Here is a 16,859-nt window from a genome sequence, read left to right on the forward strand (position 1 = left end):
CGGGCTTTTTTATTTCTACAAATGAATTTAACTTACTCAGCAATCAAACCTAACTGCACAAGCAGGCCTTTAGCGTGCTGGTACTGAGCCTCGTTCTGCAATTCATCCCAACCCAATGCAAGCGCTGTCGGCATTAACTTATTTAAACGCGCTTTTGACTCTTCCTGCTTAGCTTTTGATACCTTTAGCTTACTTAATAGCTGATCTGCAAGGTCTGGGCGATTGCAGATTAATACCGCATCGCAACCAGCCTCTAGCGCCATTTCTGCACCCTTCACTACCGATCCTGCAACGCTTGCACCTTCCATGGATAGGTCGTCGCTGAAGATCACGCCTTCAAAACCCAACTCTTGACGCAGAATGGAGTGAAGCCAAATCTTTGAAAATCCTGCTGGGTTCTTATCCACTTTTGGATAAATCACATGGGCAGGCATGACTGATGCCAAACTCAAATCCAACCACTCATACGGCTTAGCATCATCATTCAAAATTTCCTTTAAGGGGCGCTCATCTACCGGGATGGCCACGTGTGAATCTGCCTCAGCCCAGCCATGTCCTGGAAAGTGTTTACCGCAGTTGGCCATGCCGGCAAGACGTAAGCCTTCATTCAGACTCTTCGACAAAGCAAAGACTATTTGTGGATCGCGACCAAAAGATCGATCACCAATCACACCGCTGCGACCAAAATCTAAATCGAGCACTGGTGTAAAACTGAAGTCAACGCCACAAGCACGCAATTCAGCAGCGAGCACATATCCGCAAGCTGTTGCTGCAGCCATTGCGATAGCAGCAGATTCTGCGGCATGAGTTGATTTATTTTTAGCGCTCCACAATTCACCCAATTTACGCATAGCTGGTAAGTGGGTAAAGCCGTCTGTTCTTGCGCGCTGTACTCGACCACCCTCATGATCAATGGATATAAGCACATCAGGGCGCAGCTTCTTAATAGCAGCAGTTAATTTAGTGAGCTGCTGGCGATTAGTAAAGTTTCTACCAAATAAAATAACGCCACCAGTCAGGGGATGCAAGATGCGTCGACGATCCTCGGCATTTAATTCCAGACCAACTACATCCAGAGTGACTGGGCCGGGGGCCATGGTTGACTTACTCATTTCTTCCTCTGATTAAACTGTATTTTTTATTTACATTTGAGTAACGATGACATGCGCAATTGCCATATCTTTTTCATCACTCACAGTAACGTGAGCTTCCCAATTTTTTTCTATCATAAATAGCGCCAAAGCTCCTAAGTAAGAAGTAATTGGTTTGCCACTAGGCTCATTTAGGGTTTGGAGTGAACGCCAAGTCATAGGCATTCTCATTCCCAAGCCAATCGCTTTTGAGAAGGCCTCCTTGGCTGCAAAGCGTGTGGCCAAGAACGCAATGCCCCGCTTATGGTTTCTGGCAAGGCGATGCTGAAATACCAGCATCTCGTCTGGCCCCAGAATTTTTTCAGCTAAGCGGCCATTAGTGCGATCGTAAGCCGCTTGTAAGCGCTCAATCTGCAGAATGTCTGTGCCTATGCCGATGATCATATTTACTGTAATGGCTTTTTGTTATTTGCCGTTATTAATACTTAAGCACTGGCTCTGCCCTGATCCATCAAGGCTTTCATATCGATGATTGCTTTTTGCCACCCTTTGAACAAAGCCTCAGCAACAATGGCATGGCCAATATTGAGCTCGGATAATTCAACAATGGCTGCTACTGGTTTGACATTACCCTCATGCAAACCATGGCCCGCATTGACTCTCAGGCCAATACTTTTTCCAAATATCGCCGCCTTACGAATACGCTCAAGCTCTACCGCCTGATCAGCTCCAGATAAATCCGCGTAACGACCGGTATGTAATTCCACTACAGTTGCACCAACTTCTTTGGCCGCTTGAATTTGTTTTTCTTCTGGATCAATGAATAGAGATACCCGAATACCAGCATCAACTAATTTTTTTGTGGCAGCCCTCACCGCCTCAAAATGCCCTAAGACATCCAAACCACCTTCAGTAGTAACTTCTTCACGTTTCTCTGGGACTAAACAGACGTCGTGCGGCTTTACTTGGCACGCAATATCAATCATCTCAGGCGTTACCGCACACTCTAAATTCATACGGGTTTTGATGAGTGGGCGAAGTGCCAATAAATCGGCATCTTTAATATGGCGACGATCTTCGCGCAGATGTAACGTAATGAGATCTGCACCCGCCTCCTCAGCCAACGTTGCCGCTCTTAACGGATCAGGGTAGATGGTGCCTCGTGCATTACGCAAAGTGGCGACGTGATCGATATTGATACCTAGTTCAAGGCTTGGATGGCTGCTCATCTCTGTAGATTACTAGATTTTCTTCAGATCAATCAAAATTTGGCGAGTCGTCAATACCTGATCCTGCAAGTGCAGGCCAAGAAGAAAACGCATTAATTGCTTACTCTCAGAAAGAGTCTCAGGGTCTGAGAAATCCCCCGCTGCAATCGCCAAAAGGGATTTACCAGTAAGAACAGGCCAGTGCCCAGGATCATCGGCCTGAACAGGGCGTACCCCTCGCTCTGGTTGATAGACATATTGCTCTTGAGCTAGAGGTACTTCATTTGTTTCAACGCAGCGATCTAAGGCGGCTGCATACCCCGTCTCCTGCAAGAGTGATAACTCAAACGGACGCAAAATCTCTTCTAAGCCTTTAGACTCAAACTCCAGATTCGATAAAGCATTAATAGTCTCAGAATAGCGATCGTAGAGTTTTTCATAATCATCTTCGCGCGCTAAAAACTTGACGAGCAATTCATTTAGATAGAAGCCGCAGAGCAAAGCATCGCCAACCAAAGAAGGCATACCCCCCACCCACTCTGACTTCGTTAAAGTGCGGAGCTCTGATTTACCACTCCAAGAAACTAATAATGGCTGGAAGCGCTGTAGAACAGGTCTTAAGGTTGAGTGTGGACGCTTGGCACCTTTAGCAATTAAAGCCATGCGGCCATATTGCCGAGTAAAGACATCCAGAATTAAGCTAGTCTCTTTATAGGGAATGCTATGCAATACAAAAGCAGGCTCGTCAGCAATGCGAATCGAGGCCATGAAACTTATTCCAGACCTTGAGCCCGCAATTCAGCTCGATCATCTGCCCAGCCACGTTTAACCTTCACCCAAGTCTCTAAAAAGACTTTGCCGTCAAAGAGCTTTTCCATATCGATGCGGGCATCAGTTGAAATCTTCTTGAGACGCTCACCCTTTTGACCAATGATCATTGCCTTGTGACTGTCACGATCAACCAAAATAGTTGCCGCAATCCGACGCATCTTGCCATCCATCTTGAACTGGTCTATTACTACCGTGCTGGTGTATGGCAGTTCTTCGCCAGTAAAGCGGAATACTTTTTCACGCAGAATCTCAGCAGCTAAGAAGCGCTCGCTGCGATCGGTAATAGTATCGCCATCATAGACAGCCGCAGCCTCAGGCAGGTAGCCCTCAAGGACATCTAACAATCTTTCAATATCGCCAGGACTCTTGGCGCTCATCGGTACTATCTCAGAAAACTCACACTTCTGGTCTTCATGGCCACCTAGTTCGCACCAAGGGCGAGCCATGTCTTTAATGAAGCTAAGGAGAGCTTGGTCACGCTCTGATGGAGTCTGAAAGCGACTGTTAAACAGATCTAATTTATTCAGAACCAGAACAACCGGCAAGTCATCTGGCAGCAGCTTCAATACCTTCTTATCGTCTTCACCAAAGTATCCAGCCTCAACCACAAAGCACGCTACGTTTACATCTTGCAAAGCTGTAGTGACAGTGCGGTTCAACGCTTTGTTTAAGGTATTCATTAAACGGGTCTGAAAGCCTGGGGTATCGATAAAGATAAACTGCGCTTCTTCGCGATTCTGAATACCCAATATACGGTGACGTGTCGTTTGCGCTTTACGAGAAGTAATGCTGATCTTCTGACCAACCAACGCATTCAGAAGAGTTGATTTACCCATATTAGGACGCCCAACAATGGCGATGGTGCCGCATCTAAACACGATTAGCCCTTCAGCTTAAGATTGAACTGCTCTTCGGTTGCTTCTTTTTTGGCCGCTTTCTTCTTGGCCGACCGAGTTTTCTTGGGTTTGCGAGATTCTTGCGGTAAAGCCTTAAGCATAGCAATCAAAGCTAACTTTGCTGCCGCTTGTTCAGCAGCACGACGCGAAGCACCCTCACCTTTGACCGCCACTTTATGACTAGGGATCAAGCACTCCACCTCAAACTGCTGGTTGTGTGCAGCACCAGTAGTGCCGGTAACGTTATAGGTCGGCAATGGCAATTGATAGCCTTGCAAGCATTCTTGCAATAAAGTTTTGTCATCCTTACCTAAGGTTTTAGGGTCTACGTTTGCCAAGATAATGGAATACAGCTTACGTAAGCTGGCCTTAGCCGCTTCAAAACCACCATCCATAAAGATTGCGCCAGTCACTGCCTCTAAGGTATCAGCAAGAATAGAGGGGCGACGGAAGCCACCGCTCTTCAACTCACCTTCGCCCAGGCGCAAGTAATCCGACAAGGATAATGTTTGGGCAATTTCATATAAAGCTTGTTGCTTTACTAAGTTTGCACGTACGCGAGAAAGATCGCCCTCATCTAAGTCCGAATAACGCTCATAGAGCATTTCAGCAACGACACAATTCAGAATAGAGTCGCCCAGAAACTCTAAGCGCTCGTTATTTTTCTTGCTATGACTGCGATGAGTCAAGGCTTGATTTAGTAGCTCTGGCTTCTTGAAGGTATAGCCGAGGCGCTCTTGTAGCGGCCCAGTTTCGATAACGGCGCGCGCATTCATGATATTTACTCGAATCCGCCAATGCGGCCAAGATTACCCAGGTTCAACCACACAAAGAAGGCCTTACCGACAATGTTTTTATCCGGTACAAAGCCCCAATAACGTGAGTCTGCACTGTTGTCACGGTTATCGCCCATCGCGAAGTAATGCCCTGGAGGTACTTTGCAAGTCACGCCAGACTGCTGGTACTGGCAGAACTCAGAACCCGGAAAACGCTCAGTCGGAAATACAGTAGCCGGACGATCAGGGTCATTCAAGATGTCATGACGATTACCGCCCAAGTCTGCTGGGAAAGTCTCTGTGAAACGTTTGGCATAGCGCATATTCTCAGGATCGAGATACGGCTCGCCACCGCTATATTGCAGAGGCTGACCATTAATAGTCAGACGCTTATTTTCATAAGTGATTTCGTCACCTGGCAAGGCCACTATGCGCTTGATGTAATCCACCGATTCATCACGTGGATAGCGAAACACAACAACATCACCGCGTTTGGGTGAGCCCAAGTCAACGACTTTTTGATTGAGCACCGGTAAACGAATTCCATAGGTAAATTTATTAACCAAAATGAAGTCGCCGATTTGCAATGTAGGGATCATTGAGCCAGAAGGAATCTTAAAAGGCTCAGCGATAAAAGAGCGTAATACAAATACGGCACAAATTACTGGGAAGAAACCTGCTGTGTATTCAAGCCACAAAGGCATACGGTCAATACCAACCAAACGTCTTTGCGGGGCAAAGTGTAATTTGTCAGCAACCCAAGCGATTCCAGAAACAATCACCAAGATAAAAAGGACTAAAGCAAAGTTCATTAATCCTCCACCTGCAGAATGGCCAAAAAGGCTTCTTGTGGAATTTCTACGTTACCGACTTGCTTCATACGCTTCTTACCTTCTTTTTGCTTCTCTAATAACTTACGCTTACGGGAAATGTCACCACCGTAGCACTTAGCCAAAACGTTTTTACGCAAAGCTTTGACGTTTTCACGCGCAACGATATTGCTACCAATTGCCGCCTGAATCGCTACATCAAACATTTGACGAGGAATAATGCCGCGCATCTTGGCAACTACTTCGCGCCCACGATGTTGGCTATTGCTTCTATGAACAATCACTGAGAGGGCATCAACCCGCTCACTATTAATGAGGATGTCGACCTTAACTACGTCTGCCGGGCGATATTCTTTGAACTCGTAATCCATTGAGGCATATCCGCGTGAGATGGATTTCATTTTGTCAAAGAAGTCCAAAACAATCTCGGCCATCGGCAACTCATAAGTGAGTTTGACCTGACGACCTAAGTAGTTCATGTCCATCTGAATACCACGCTTACCAACACACAAGGTAATCATCGCTCCTACATACTCTTGCGGCATGTATAAATTAACGGTCACGATAGGCTCAAGAATGGTATTGATCTTGCTGGCCTCAGGCATCTTCGAAGGGTTATCCACCATCATGAGCGTGCCGTCAGATTGCTCTACTTGATACACCACCGTTGGAGCGGTCGTGATGAGATTCATGCCGTACTGACGCTCCAAACGCTCTTGCACAATCTCCATGTGGAGCAAACCTAAGAAGCCGCAGCGGAATCCAAAACCTAAAGCCTGAGATACCTCTGGCTCATACAAGAGTGAGGCGTCATTTAGCTTGAGCTTTTCAAGGGACTCGCGCAACTGATCGTATTCACTCGCTTCTACTGGATATAGGCCAGCAAAAACTTGGGGCTTCACTTCTTTAAAACCAGGAAGTGGCTCGGCCGCAGGAACGCGCCCTTGCTGCCCAGTAGTATGTGTCACGGTGTCGCCAACCTTGGCGGCTTTTAATTCTTTAATGCCAGCAATCACGAAGCCCACTTGACCGGCAGATAACTCTGGACGATCTACTGACTTTGGGCTAAAGACACCTACATGCTCGACTAAATGGCTTGAACCATTGGCCATCAAGGTAATTTTTTCTTTTGGTTTTAAAGTGCCATTCACAACACGCACCAACATGACTACGCCTACGTAGTTGTCAAACCAGGAGTCAATAATCAAGGCTTGCAATGGATCTTCTGCATTACCCTTTGGCGGCGGCACCCTGGCGATCATTTCTTCGATCACGTCCGCAACGCCCAAGCCAGTCTTGGCTGAGCAAGTAACCGCTTCAGAAGCATCAATACCAATGACATCTTCAATTTCTTTTTTAGCGCGCTCAGGATCAGCTTGCGGCAAGTCAATCTTATTCAGTACTGGTACAACCTCAACGCCCAACTCAAGCGCCATGTAACAGTTGGCAACGGTTTGCGCCTCAACACCTTGACTGGCATCTACGACTAACAAAGCACCTTCACAGGCAGACAAAGAGCGACTAACCTCATAAGAGAAGTCAACGTGTCCCGGTGTGTCAATCAGGTTGATGTGGTAAATTTTGCCGTCTTTGGCTTTGTAATTTAAAGCTGCGGTTTGCGCCTTAATGGTGATGCCGCGCTCACGCTCAATATCCATTGAGTCTAGAACTTGGGCTTCCATTTCACGGTCGGAGAGGCCGCCGCAGAGCTGAATAATGCGATCAGCAAGCGTCGATTTGCCGTGATCGATATGGGCGATGATAGAAAAATTGCGGATTAAATCCATAGCGTCTTAATAGGTCATTCAAAAAACGCCTTGTCAGAACGCACCACGATGATGCGCTGCAAAAAGTCGTCTTAAAGTGATTGTAATGGGTGGCGCCTAAAAGGCGCCAAACCCCTTTTTTAGACCCAAAATGGGGTTATTTAGGCCTTACAGGAACGACTAAAGTGCTGTCAGCGCGGCGGATAAAGACCGGTACAGCCTTATTGGCGTCCAAACCCTTAACTAGAGCCTCAAACTGCTTAACGCTCGTAATATCGGCATCCGCCACCCGAATAATGACGTCACCTGGTCGAATCCCCGCTTTTGCCAAGGGGCCATCACCTAAACCAGTCACTTCAACTCCACCTTTAATATTTAAGTCCTTCTTTTTGCCATCCGATAACTCGCCTACAACAACTCCAAGGGTATTGACGCTATTGCCACTGGTTGCGGGTGCATCAGGCTTCTTGTTGACCACCTGACCGGATTCGGTATCAGTTACGGTAACCGTTAAATCACGGGTTCCGCCTTTACGCCAAACTTGCACAGGCACAGAAGTACCTGGCTTGGTTTCACCTACGACTCTAGGCAAATCGGTGGACTTAGAAATATCTTTGCCATTGAAGCTCAGAATCACATCGCCCGCCTCAATTCCACCGGCGGCTGCAGGGCCACCTGGTTCAACATTGCGCACATAAGCGCCACGAGGTTTTCCTAAACCAAGACTCTCAGCTACCTCTTTCGTCATCTCACTCAAAGCAACACCAATACGCCCGCGAGAAATCTTTCCGGATGTACGCAATTGATCTGCAACACGCATTGCTTCATCAATCGGGATCGCAAAGGAGATACCCATATACCCACCAGAGCGACTAAAGATTTGTGAGTTGATACCAATTACTTGACCAGCCGTATTTAAAAGCGGCCCTCCAGAGTTTCCTGGATTCACAGCAACGTCAGTCTGAATAAAAGGTAAGTAGTCGCCTGTATCGCGACTCTTCGCCGACACAATACCTGCAGTCACCGTGTTCTCAAGGCCGAACGGGGAACCAATTGCAAGCACCCATTCACCTACTCGCACCCTCGATGAATCACCCAAAGGTAGCTTTGGTAAATCACGCGCTTCAATTTTGACGACTGCAACATCGGTACGCTTATCCATGCCGAGTAACTTTGCTTTGAACTCGCGCTTATCAGTCAGGGTCACATAAATAGTGGTGGCACCCTCAACAACGTGAGCGTTAGTCAAAATCAGACCATTGGATTCGATAATGAAACCAGAGCCTACTCCACGATCCGCTTCTTGCGGCTTGCCTAAATTAGGTTGCGCTGGTTTAGGTCCATTTGGGATTCCTGGAATTGGTACACCAAAGAAACGGCGGAAAAATTCCGCCTGATCTTCTGGGATTCCCGGAATGCCACCTTGCGCTTGCTGCACTACTACTTTTTCAGTGGTACGAATATTGACAACTGCAGGACTTGCGCGTTCAACCAAATCCGCAAAGTCAGGAATCGTGACCCGGGGATTTTGCGCAGAAGCAAATGGAATAAAGGCGACTTGTCCCAGACTAAATATAGCCAAGAGTGCAATGAAGTACTTTTTCATGATGCTATAGACCTACTTGGTGAAAACCAACAATGAAGATATTAAGAATATTAGGTCAGTTTGCCAAAAATCAAGGTACCGTTAGTACCCCCAAAGCCAAAATTGTTTTTGACTGCATGGTCAATCCTCACATCCCTAGCGGTATTGGCGCAGTAGTCCAGGTCGCACTCAGGATCTTGATTGAAAATATTGATAGTAGGTGGTGATTTTTGGTTATGAAGAGCCAAAATCGTGAAAACAGACTCCAGGCCACCTGCACCGCCCAAGAGGTGACCAGTCATAGACTTGGTGGAGTTAATTAAAGTCTTCTTAGCGTGGTCGCCAAGAGCAGCCTTAATAGCGCCAGTTTCATTTTTATCACCCAAAGGCGTGGAAGTGCCGTGAGCATTAATATATTGAATCTGATCAGCATTTAGGCCTGCGTCGCGCATTGCATTAAGCATGCAACGACGGGGGCCATCCATATTTGGGGCAGTCATGTGATAAGCGTCACCACTCATGCCGAAGCCCAGTAATTCGCAATAGATTTTTGCGCCACGGGCTTTAGCGTGCTCATACTCTTCAATCACCACTACGCCTGCGCCCTCACCCAGAACAAAACCATCGCGGTCTCTATCCCAAGGGCGTGATGCAGTTGCAGGATCATCATTGCGAGTAGAAAGCGCTCTTGCAGAAGCAAAGCCACCAACCCCTAATGCGGAGATAGTCGATTCAGCACCGCCAGCAACCATGACATCAGCATCACCGTACTGAATTAAGCGTGCAGCCAATCCAATGCTGTGTAAACCCGTTGTACAAGCTGTTACCGCAGCCACGTTTGGACCTTTGAGACCAAACAAGATGCTGAGGTGGCCAGAAATCATATTGATGATGGAGCCTGGAACAAAGAAAGGGGAGATACGACGAGGACCACGAGCCAATAACTCAGCACCCGTTTCTTCAATCATTGGCAAGCCACCGATGCCGGAACCAACCATGACGCCAATGCGCTCAGCGTTTTGTTCGGTGATCTCTAAACCACTGTCGCGAATGGCTTGTGTACCAGCAGCAATGCCGTAATGGATAAAGGTATCCATGTGGCGCGCTTCTTTGGCAGAAACATATTCTTCGACATTGAAATCTTTCACCTCTCCAGCGAAATGAACGCTAAGCGGAGTGTGGTCAAACTTAGTGATGGTAGCAATACCTGATTTGCCCGCAAGCAAATTAGACCAAGCTACATCAACTGAATTACCAACAGGTGAGATAAGGCCAAGGCCGGTGACTACTACCCGGCGTCGGCCATTTGATGCTGACACAGTAATACCTAGGCTAGGGAATTAACCCTGAGCTTTTGATGTAGCGAAGTCGATCGCGAGCTGAACTGTGGTGATCTTTTCAGCTTCCTCATCAGGAATTTCGATGCCGAATTCATCTTCCAAGGCCATAACCAGCTCAACAGTGTCAAGAGAGTCAGCGCCCAAGTCGTTCACGAAAGAAGATTCATTCTTGATGTCTCCTTCTGCGACGCCTAATTGCTCAGCGACGATTTTCTTAACGCGTTGTTCGATGTTGTCCATTAATTTCCCCAGGGGTTGTAAAAAACGATGAAAGGATTTTATCAGTTTGGCGGACCGAATTAGCAAATTCGCCTAAAAATGACCAAATCCTGGCTTTGCCGTTAGGCTAAATAGAGTCCGCCATTGACGTGCAGGGTATTACCCGTAATGTAGCCAGCCGCTGGAGAGGCCAAAAAGGCCACCGCTTGGGCAACATCCTCAGGACTACCCAAACGCGCCAAAGGAATGTTCACTTTTAGGGCATTTTGCTGTTCTTCGCTCAAGGCGCGGGTCATATCAGTGTCGATAAATCCAGGAGCTACGCAATTCACAGTGATATTGCGGCTACCAATTTCACGGGCTAAGGCACGGGTCATTCCAGAAACGCCTGCTTTTGCAGCTGCGTAGTTTGCCTGACCAGGATTACCCATATGACCAACAATTGAAGTGATATTAATAATGCGGCCACCACGGGCCTTCATCATGGGACGCATTACTGCTTGAGAAAGACGGAAGACTGAACTGAGGTTGGTATCAATCACATCAGTCCACTCTTCAGACTTCATGCGCATTGCTAAATTGTCACGAGTGATGCCGGCGTTATTCACCAAGATGTTGATGCCGCCATACTCTTTGACGATCAGATCAATAATTTCTTCACAAGCATTTGGGGCAGTCACATTCAATACTTTGCCAGCACCGCCTGAAGCTTTTAAACGCTCATCAATCGCTTTAGCTCCACTCTCGGATGTAGCCGTTCCAATTACCTTGGCGCCACACTTGACTAGCTCATCCGCGATTGCCTGACCAATACCGCGTGAGGCGCCAGTTACTAAAGCAATTTGTCCGCTTAAGTCGAGATTCATTTTTATCTTCCGCTATAACGTTTGTTTTATTGAAAGCTTGCCAGAACTTCATTCAAGCTGACTTCATCAAATACCGGCACACCAGTGACCTGATCATTAATGCGCTTGGTAAGGCCTGCCAATACTTTGCCAGGACCGCACTCTACTACCCGAGTAATGCCTTGAGAGGCCATAGCCTGAACGGTTTCTTGCCAACGTACAGGCTTAGCAGCTTGACGCACTAAGGCATCTTTAATTGCAATCGGGTCATTCAAGATTTGAACATCCACGTTATTAATCACAGCAATGGTTGGTGCTTTAAATTCAATGCTGGCTAAGTAGCCTTTCAATTTTTCAGAGGCTGGCTGCAGCAAAGAAGAATGAAATGGTGCAGATACTGGCAACGGCAAGGCACGCTTAGCGCCAGCAGCCTTTAATAATTCACATGCCTTAGTAACGGCATCACTTGCACCAGCAATCACCACTTGGCCGGGGGCATTGAAATTGACGGCTTCAACAACACCACCAGAAACAGCACTTGCTTCAGCACACACCTGAATCACGATTGCATCATCCAAGCCGAGAATCGCAGCCATGCCGCCTGTACCTACCGGCACAGCAGTTTGCATTGCTTCAGCACGAAAGCGCACCAATGGAACAGCATCTTTAAAAGAAATAACGCCAGATGCAACCAAGGCAGTGTACTCACCAAGACTATGACCTGCCATTACCTTAGGCGCAGATCCACCTGCTGCCAGCCAGGCTCGATAAAAAGCAACGCCTGCAGTCAACATCACAGGCTGAGTATTCGTGGTTAATGACAGCACCTCTGCAGGGCCTTCAGAAATCAGCTTTGCAACGTCCTCACCTAATGCCTCAGAAGCCTCTTGCAATGTTGCGCGTACTTCTGGACGCTCAGAAATGGAATTGAGCATGCCAACGGATTGAGAGCCTTGACCAGGAAATACAAATGCAAATGTCATGTGATTAATTCGCTGAAAAGAAATTAAAGAGATGAATGAATAAAAATAGTGTGCCGCTCTTAGTATTTAATCGCAACCGCACCCCAAGCGAACCCGCCGCCAACACCCTCTAGCAAGAGATGTTGTCCACGCTGAATCTGCCCAGAGCGCACGCCAGCATCTAATGCCAACGGAATGGATGCAGCCGAAGTATTGCCATGCTCATGCACAGTAACAATGACTTTATCCATGGACATACCCATCTTCTTAGCCGTGCCTTCCATGATGCGAATATTGGCTTGATGCGGTACTAGCCAGTCGATTTGCTCAGCCTTGAGGTTCGCTTTTTCGAGCGCCTCGTGAGCTACCTGCTCTAAGACCTTCACAGCAAGCTTAAAGACCGCTGGACCATCCATAGTCATAAATGGGGAACCATGCACTTCGCCATTACCTGCACGCCCAGGAACACACAAAATATCGCGTTGACTACCATCGGCATGTAATGCAGTAGAGAGAATGCCGGCTTCTTTAGAAGCCTCAAGTACAACAGCTCCAGCACCATCGCCAAACAAGACGCAAGTGCCACGGTCTTGGAAATTTAGAATACGGGAGAATGTTTCTGCGCCAATGACCAATACTTTTTTGTATGAGCCACATCGAATAAATGCATCTGCAATGGCAAGCGCATAAGTAAAACCAGCACACACTGCTTGCACATCAAAAGCAGCACAAGCAGTGTGTGCGCCCAATTTGTCTTGTACAACGCAAGCGGTACTTGGAAAACCACCCAAATGATCTGGAGTAGAAGTGGCCAAAATGATGAGGTCCAAATCTTCAGAGGTATTGCCGGCACTAGTTAATGCAGCTTGTGCCGCCTTGGCAGCCAGATCACTAGTTAACTCATTTTCAGCGGCAAAGTGACGTGCGGAAATACCGCTACGCGTTTTAATCCACTCATCACTGGTCTCTAAGCCAGTTTTAGCAAGACGCTCCACTAAGTCTTGGTTAGTTAAGCGCAACTCAGGAAGATAACTTCCGGTACCCGCTACTCTTGCAAAAATACTCATACTTTTGTCTCCACTACAAAGGCTGCAGCAATGCGCTCCACCATGCGGTTCTTAGCCGCCTCATAGGCGCGATCCAAGGCAAAGCCAAAAGCAAACCGATCAGCAGAACCATGGCTCTTAATTACACAACCACGTAAACCCAACAATACTGCGCCGTTATAACGACGATGATCAACACGCTTACGTACTCTTAGCAATGGCACCATTGCACAGATCGCCATTAACTTGGTAAGCCATGAGCGATTAAATTCTTGGCGAATCAAACCACTCATCATTTTTGCCAAGCCTTCACTGGCTTTCAGAACGACGTTGCCAACAAAACCATCGCACACCACGATATCCGTAGTACCCTTGAAAATATCGTTGCCTTCTACGTTGCCGTAAAAGTTTAAAGAGGTTTGACGAAGTAACTCACTGGTTTGCTTAACAACTTCATTCCCTTTAATCACTTCCTCACCAATATTGAGAAGGCCAATTGAAGGGTTTTGTTTGCCATCCACCACTTGCACCATCACGTTTGCCATCTGAGCAAACTGCACCAAGTGCATTGGTTCACAGTCGGCATTTGCGCCGAGGTCCAGCATAGTTGTCCCGCGCCCTAATTCATTGGGGATCGCGGTAGCAATCGCAGGGCGATCAACGCCATCAAGCGTTTTGAGAATGTAGCGAGAGATCGCCATGAGTGCGCCAGTATTGCCTGATGAAACTACAGCATCAGCAGCACCCTCTTTAACTTGCTCAATGGCAACACGCATAGACGAATCTTTTTTGCGACGCAGAGCAATCTCAATGGGATCATCCATTAAGACAACTTCGCTAGCGGAAATAATTTGAATTCGCTCCATAGGAGCTTTAGGAGATTTACTCAAGACTTGCTTGATTAAATCGGGATCACCAACGAGGGTAATCTTCACGTCAGCGTGTTTTTCTAAAAAATCGCAGGCAGCCGGAACCGTCACGACGACTCCATGATCTCCGCCCATGGCATCAATAGCAAGAGTAACGCTCATAAGCTCATTGATTGCTGCAAGTGATTTATCCAAGAAAAAAGCGGCTTTTACTGGAGCCGCTTCTATCTGTTTAGACTAAAAAATTAGTCGTTTTTAGTTTTAACAACTTTACGACCACGATAGTAGCCGTTAGGTGAAATGTGGTGGCGCAAATGAGCCTCACCAGTTGTGGCTTCAACAGCCGTAGCAGGTGCGGTCAAGAAGTCGTGCGCACGGTGCATGCCACGTTTGGAAGGTGATTTTTTGTTTTGTTGAACGGCCATATTGAACTCCTAAGCAAGGCGATATTCTAGCATGGAAATGCGCCTAAATGCTTGATTTATTGACAAAAGATACTTAAAACAACAACTGAAATCAGGCCCCTAATTTCAGTTTTTCTTCATATTTTTCAATATGTTAAAGGGGTTTTCCCGCTCATTTGACGGCTCCTCATCAGCCTCATCCCCAAAGGTAGATGCATGAGGTTCACAAAACCCATCTGGATGCTTTGGAATCAGGGGAAAAGACAGCAAAACCTCATCCTCCATCGTTTCCAGGAGGTTGAAGTGCTGATTTACGACCAGAGGATCTTGCTCCTCATCCTCCAAAGGGTATTCATCTGCTTCAGAATCTGTCAAAACCAGAATAAATCGACGTTTTTCGTCCAAATCCACCGCGCAATCTTGCAAACAGCGCTGACAAACCAGGTGCAGACGTCCTTTTAGCCCTAATTCGAGGATTTGATGGGGTTCACTCCCCGGGGAATCCTCAAAATGGGTCCTCACAGACCAATTAAAGCCATCGGCTGGGTTAACGGTTGACGCCTCCTCGGCCACCCTTGGCATATCTGACAAGCTTAAAAAACCGGTGCCTGCATAAGATTGGGGGGCACAAAAATCTACCCTCTTTAAGGCGCTAGGCTCGGGAGATAGTTCGACTTGAGGTAAAACTTGATTACGATTCATGGCATCAGTCTAAATGAAGGCGCCTTAGAAAGCACAGCAAAAATGATTACATCCACAAATACACCTAAAAATCCAAGCCTCATCTTGGCATCCACTTCGGTGTACCGACGTGAACTTTTAGAACGCCTACGCATCCCCTTTGAAATCATCTCACCAAAGGTAGATGAAACCCCACTTACTGGAGAGAGCACTCTTGATTTGGCACTACGACTTGCTCAAGCAAAAGCAGCTGCAGTTGCTAAAGAGCATCCTGATGCTTGGGTCATTGGCTCTGATCAAGTCGCCGATCTTTGTGGTGCAGCGATTGGTAAGCCTGGTAATTTTGAAAGAGCCTTAGCGCAGCTACAACTCATGCGTGGTCAAGTGGTGACCTTTCAAACGGCGCTATGTTTGATGAAGGGTGATACCCAAACCACTTTATGTGTTCCTACTGAAGTGACTTTTCGCAAACTTCCAGACAGCACCCTAGAGGCTTACCTACTGGCTGAAGAGCCGTATGATTGCGCTGGCAGCGCCAAGTCAGAAGGCCTAGGCATCAGCCTGCTAGAGTCGATCAAGAGCGATGATCCAACCGCTTTAATTGGCTTGCCGCTGATTGCATTAACCAGCATGCTACGCGATGCTGGCTATGCAATTCCATCAAAAAAATAAAGCAAAAATTAATAACTAGATTCATTAGAAAAAAATAATTCATGAGCAAACTCGGCACCTTGTATTTAGTTCCCAATACCTTGGGTGATGATGGTCGTGTTGAGCAATTGCCTTGGGTTCTTCCATCTGAAACGATTACACAAACAGCCAGGCTAAGGCACTGGATTGTTGAAGATGCCAAGACGGCGCGGGCGTTGTTAAAGGCAATCGATTCTGCCTCTCCATTGGCATGCACTATTCAAGAAATGCAAATGAGTGAATGGCGTGGTGCTGCGCGTAATGCAAAGTATGGCGATGCGGTCAAGCCAGCCGATTTACTCAAGCCTTTGCTTGCCGGAAACGATATGGGCTTGATGTCTGAAGCAGGGGTCCCTGGCGTTGCAGACCCCGGTGCAGAGTTAGTGCTAGCGGCACATAAGCTAGGCGCCCAAGTGAAGCCACTGGTTGGACCGAGCTCTATCTTGTTAGGCCTGATGGCAAGCGGACTCAATGGCCAACGCTTTGCTTTTCAGGGGTACTTGCCTCATGAAACCCATGAGCGCACTGCCAAACTTAAGCAACTCGAAGTTGAGTCTCGTAAATTACAACAAACTCAAATTTGGATTGAGACACCCTATCGCAATAGTGCCATGCTCATGGCCTGTATCCATTCGTTGGCGCCGCAAAGTCTGCTATGCCTCGGTGTGGACCTTAGCCTGCCATCAGAAATGATTACCACCCTTTCAATTGCAGATTGGCGTAAACGCTATCCGAATGAATCTGCTTGTGCATCATTACAAAATAGGCCAACGGTATTTCTACTGCTTGCCTAAGTCTTCAATGCTTTAGTTTTGCTTTT

General features: G+C 47.2%; 19 protein-coding genes. 2 read left to right on the forward strand and 17 right to left on the reverse strand.

Going from position 1 to position 16,859, the window contains the following annotated elements; translation table 11 throughout:
* Positions 1-32: 32 nt before the first annotated feature.
* The 17 genes from nagZ to ICN37_RS11070 all read right to left on the reverse strand — a co-directional run bounded on the left by nagZ (position 33) and on the right by ICN37_RS11070 (position 15,370).
* Positions 33-1,112 carry a beta-N-acetylhexosaminidase gene (nagZ, locus tag ICN37_RS10990; RefSeq protein WP_216157496.1) on the reverse strand — a complete coding sequence of 360 codons (1,080 nt, stop codon included), beginning with the start codon at positions 1,110-1,112 and terminating at the stop codon, positions 33-35.
* 30 nt (positions 1,113-1,142) lie between these two features.
* Positions 1,143-1,535, reverse strand: a complete 393-nt coding sequence (gene acpS, locus ICN37_RS10995) for a holo-ACP synthase (RefSeq protein WP_216157499.1) — start codon at positions 1,533-1,535, stop codon at positions 1,143-1,145.
* 41 nt (positions 1,536-1,576) lie between these two features.
* Complete coding sequence (pdxJ, locus tag ICN37_RS11000; protein ID WP_072583131.1) at positions 1,577-2,320, reverse strand: pyridoxine 5'-phosphate synthase; 744 nt, start codon at positions 2,318-2,320, stop codon at positions 1,577-1,579.
* Positions 2,321-2,332: 12 nt separating this feature from the next.
* Positions 2,333-3,067, reverse strand: a complete 735-nt coding sequence (gene recO, locus ICN37_RS11005) for a DNA repair protein RecO (RefSeq protein ID WP_215321597.1) — start codon at positions 3,065-3,067, stop codon at positions 2,333-2,335.
* Positions 3,068-3,072: 5 nt separating this feature from the next.
* Positions 3,073-3,966: a GTPase Era gene (gene era / locus ICN37_RS11010; RefSeq protein ID WP_216860974.1), complete on the reverse strand. Its 894-nt coding sequence runs from the start codon at positions 3,964-3,966 to the stop codon at positions 3,073-3,075.
* 44 nt (positions 3,967-4,010) lie between these two features.
* Positions 4,011-4,802: a ribonuclease III gene (rnc, locus tag ICN37_RS11015; RefSeq protein ID WP_215321595.1), complete on the reverse strand. Its 792-nt coding sequence runs from the start codon at positions 4,800-4,802 to the stop codon at positions 4,011-4,013.
* Between the two features lie 5 nt (positions 4,803-4,807).
* A complete protein-coding gene (gene lepB / locus ICN37_RS11020) occupies positions 4,808-5,614 on the reverse strand; it encodes a signal peptidase I (protein ID WP_072583135.1) in 807 nt (268 codons plus the stop codon).
* Positions 5,614-7,419 carry a translation elongation factor 4 gene (gene lepA / locus ICN37_RS11025; protein WP_216157505.1) on the reverse strand — a complete coding sequence of 602 codons (1,806 nt, stop codon included), beginning with the start codon at positions 7,417-7,419 and terminating at the stop codon, positions 5,614-5,616. The genes lepB and lepA overlap by 1 nt, the downstream gene beginning before the upstream one ends.
* A 136-nt stretch (positions 7,420-7,555) precedes the next feature.
* Entirely contained in the window at positions 7,556-9,004 is a 1,449-nt protein-coding gene (locus tag ICN37_RS11030) for a DegQ family serine endoprotease (RefSeq protein ID WP_216157508.1), read from the reverse strand.
* Positions 9,005-9,054: 50 nt separating this feature from the next.
* A complete protein-coding gene (gene fabF / locus ICN37_RS11035; RefSeq protein ID WP_216122107.1) occupies positions 9,055-10,302 on the reverse strand; it encodes a beta-ketoacyl-ACP synthase II in 1,248 nt (415 codons plus the stop codon).
* Between the two features lie 21 nt (positions 10,303-10,323).
* Entirely contained in the window at positions 10,324-10,563 is a 240-nt protein-coding gene (gene acpP / locus ICN37_RS11040; protein WP_011902246.1) for an acyl carrier protein, read from the reverse strand.
* Positions 10,564-10,664: 101 nt separating this feature from the next.
* Positions 10,665-11,408 carry a 3-oxoacyl-ACP reductase FabG gene (gene fabG, locus ICN37_RS11045; RefSeq protein WP_215359376.1) on the reverse strand — a complete coding sequence of 248 codons (744 nt, stop codon included), beginning with the start codon at positions 11,406-11,408 and terminating at the stop codon, positions 10,665-10,667.
* Between the two features lie 26 nt (positions 11,409-11,434).
* Complete coding sequence (fabD, locus tag ICN37_RS11050) at positions 11,435-12,370, reverse strand: ACP S-malonyltransferase (protein WP_072583140.1); 936 nt, start codon at positions 12,368-12,370, stop codon at positions 11,435-11,437.
* A gap of 59 nt (positions 12,371-12,429) precedes the next feature.
* Positions 12,430-13,416 carry a beta-ketoacyl-ACP synthase III gene (locus ICN37_RS11055; protein ID WP_216157511.1) on the reverse strand — a complete coding sequence of 329 codons (987 nt, stop codon included), beginning with the start codon at positions 13,414-13,416 and terminating at the stop codon, positions 12,430-12,432.
* Positions 13,413-14,426 (reverse strand): phosphate acyltransferase PlsX, encoded by a 1,014-nt coding sequence (gene plsX / locus ICN37_RS11060; protein ID WP_072583198.1) that lies wholly within the window; start codon positions 14,424-14,426, stop codon positions 13,413-13,415. Before plsX ends, ICN37_RS11055 begins: the two co-directional genes overlap by 4 nt.
* An 83-nt stretch (positions 14,427-14,509) precedes the next feature.
* On the reverse strand, positions 14,510-14,689 hold the full coding sequence (gene rpmF / locus ICN37_RS11065; protein ID WP_011902241.1) for a 50S ribosomal protein L32: 180 nt from the start codon (positions 14,687-14,689) through the stop codon (positions 14,510-14,512).
* A gap of 105 nt (positions 14,690-14,794) precedes the next feature.
* Positions 14,795-15,370, reverse strand: a complete 576-nt coding sequence (locus ICN37_RS11070; RefSeq protein WP_216122105.1) for a DUF177 domain-containing protein — start codon at positions 15,368-15,370, stop codon at positions 14,795-14,797.
* Positions 15,371-15,412: 42 nt separating this feature from the next.
* Between ICN37_RS11070 and ICN37_RS11075 the strand changes: the two genes are divergently transcribed.
* Both ICN37_RS11075 and ICN37_RS11080 read left to right on the forward strand, forming a co-directional pair.
* Positions 15,413-16,021, forward strand: coding sequence for a Maf family nucleotide pyrophosphatase (locus ICN37_RS11075; RefSeq protein WP_216157514.1), 609 nt, complete (start codon positions 15,413-15,415; stop codon positions 16,019-16,021).
* A gap of 41 nt (positions 16,022-16,062) precedes the next feature.
* The gene (locus ICN37_RS11080; RefSeq protein WP_216157517.1) at positions 16,063-16,833 is read left to right on the forward strand and encodes an SAM-dependent methyltransferase; all 771 of its coding nucleotides are present in this window, start codon (positions 16,063-16,065) and stop codon (positions 16,831-16,833) included.
* Positions 16,834-16,859 lie beyond the last annotated feature (26 nt).

Origin of the sequence: Polynucleobacter sp. P1-05-14 (assembly GCF_018881675.1) — a bacterium.
Classification (GTDB): domain Bacteria; phylum Pseudomonadota; class Gammaproteobacteria; order Burkholderiales; family Burkholderiaceae; genus Polynucleobacter.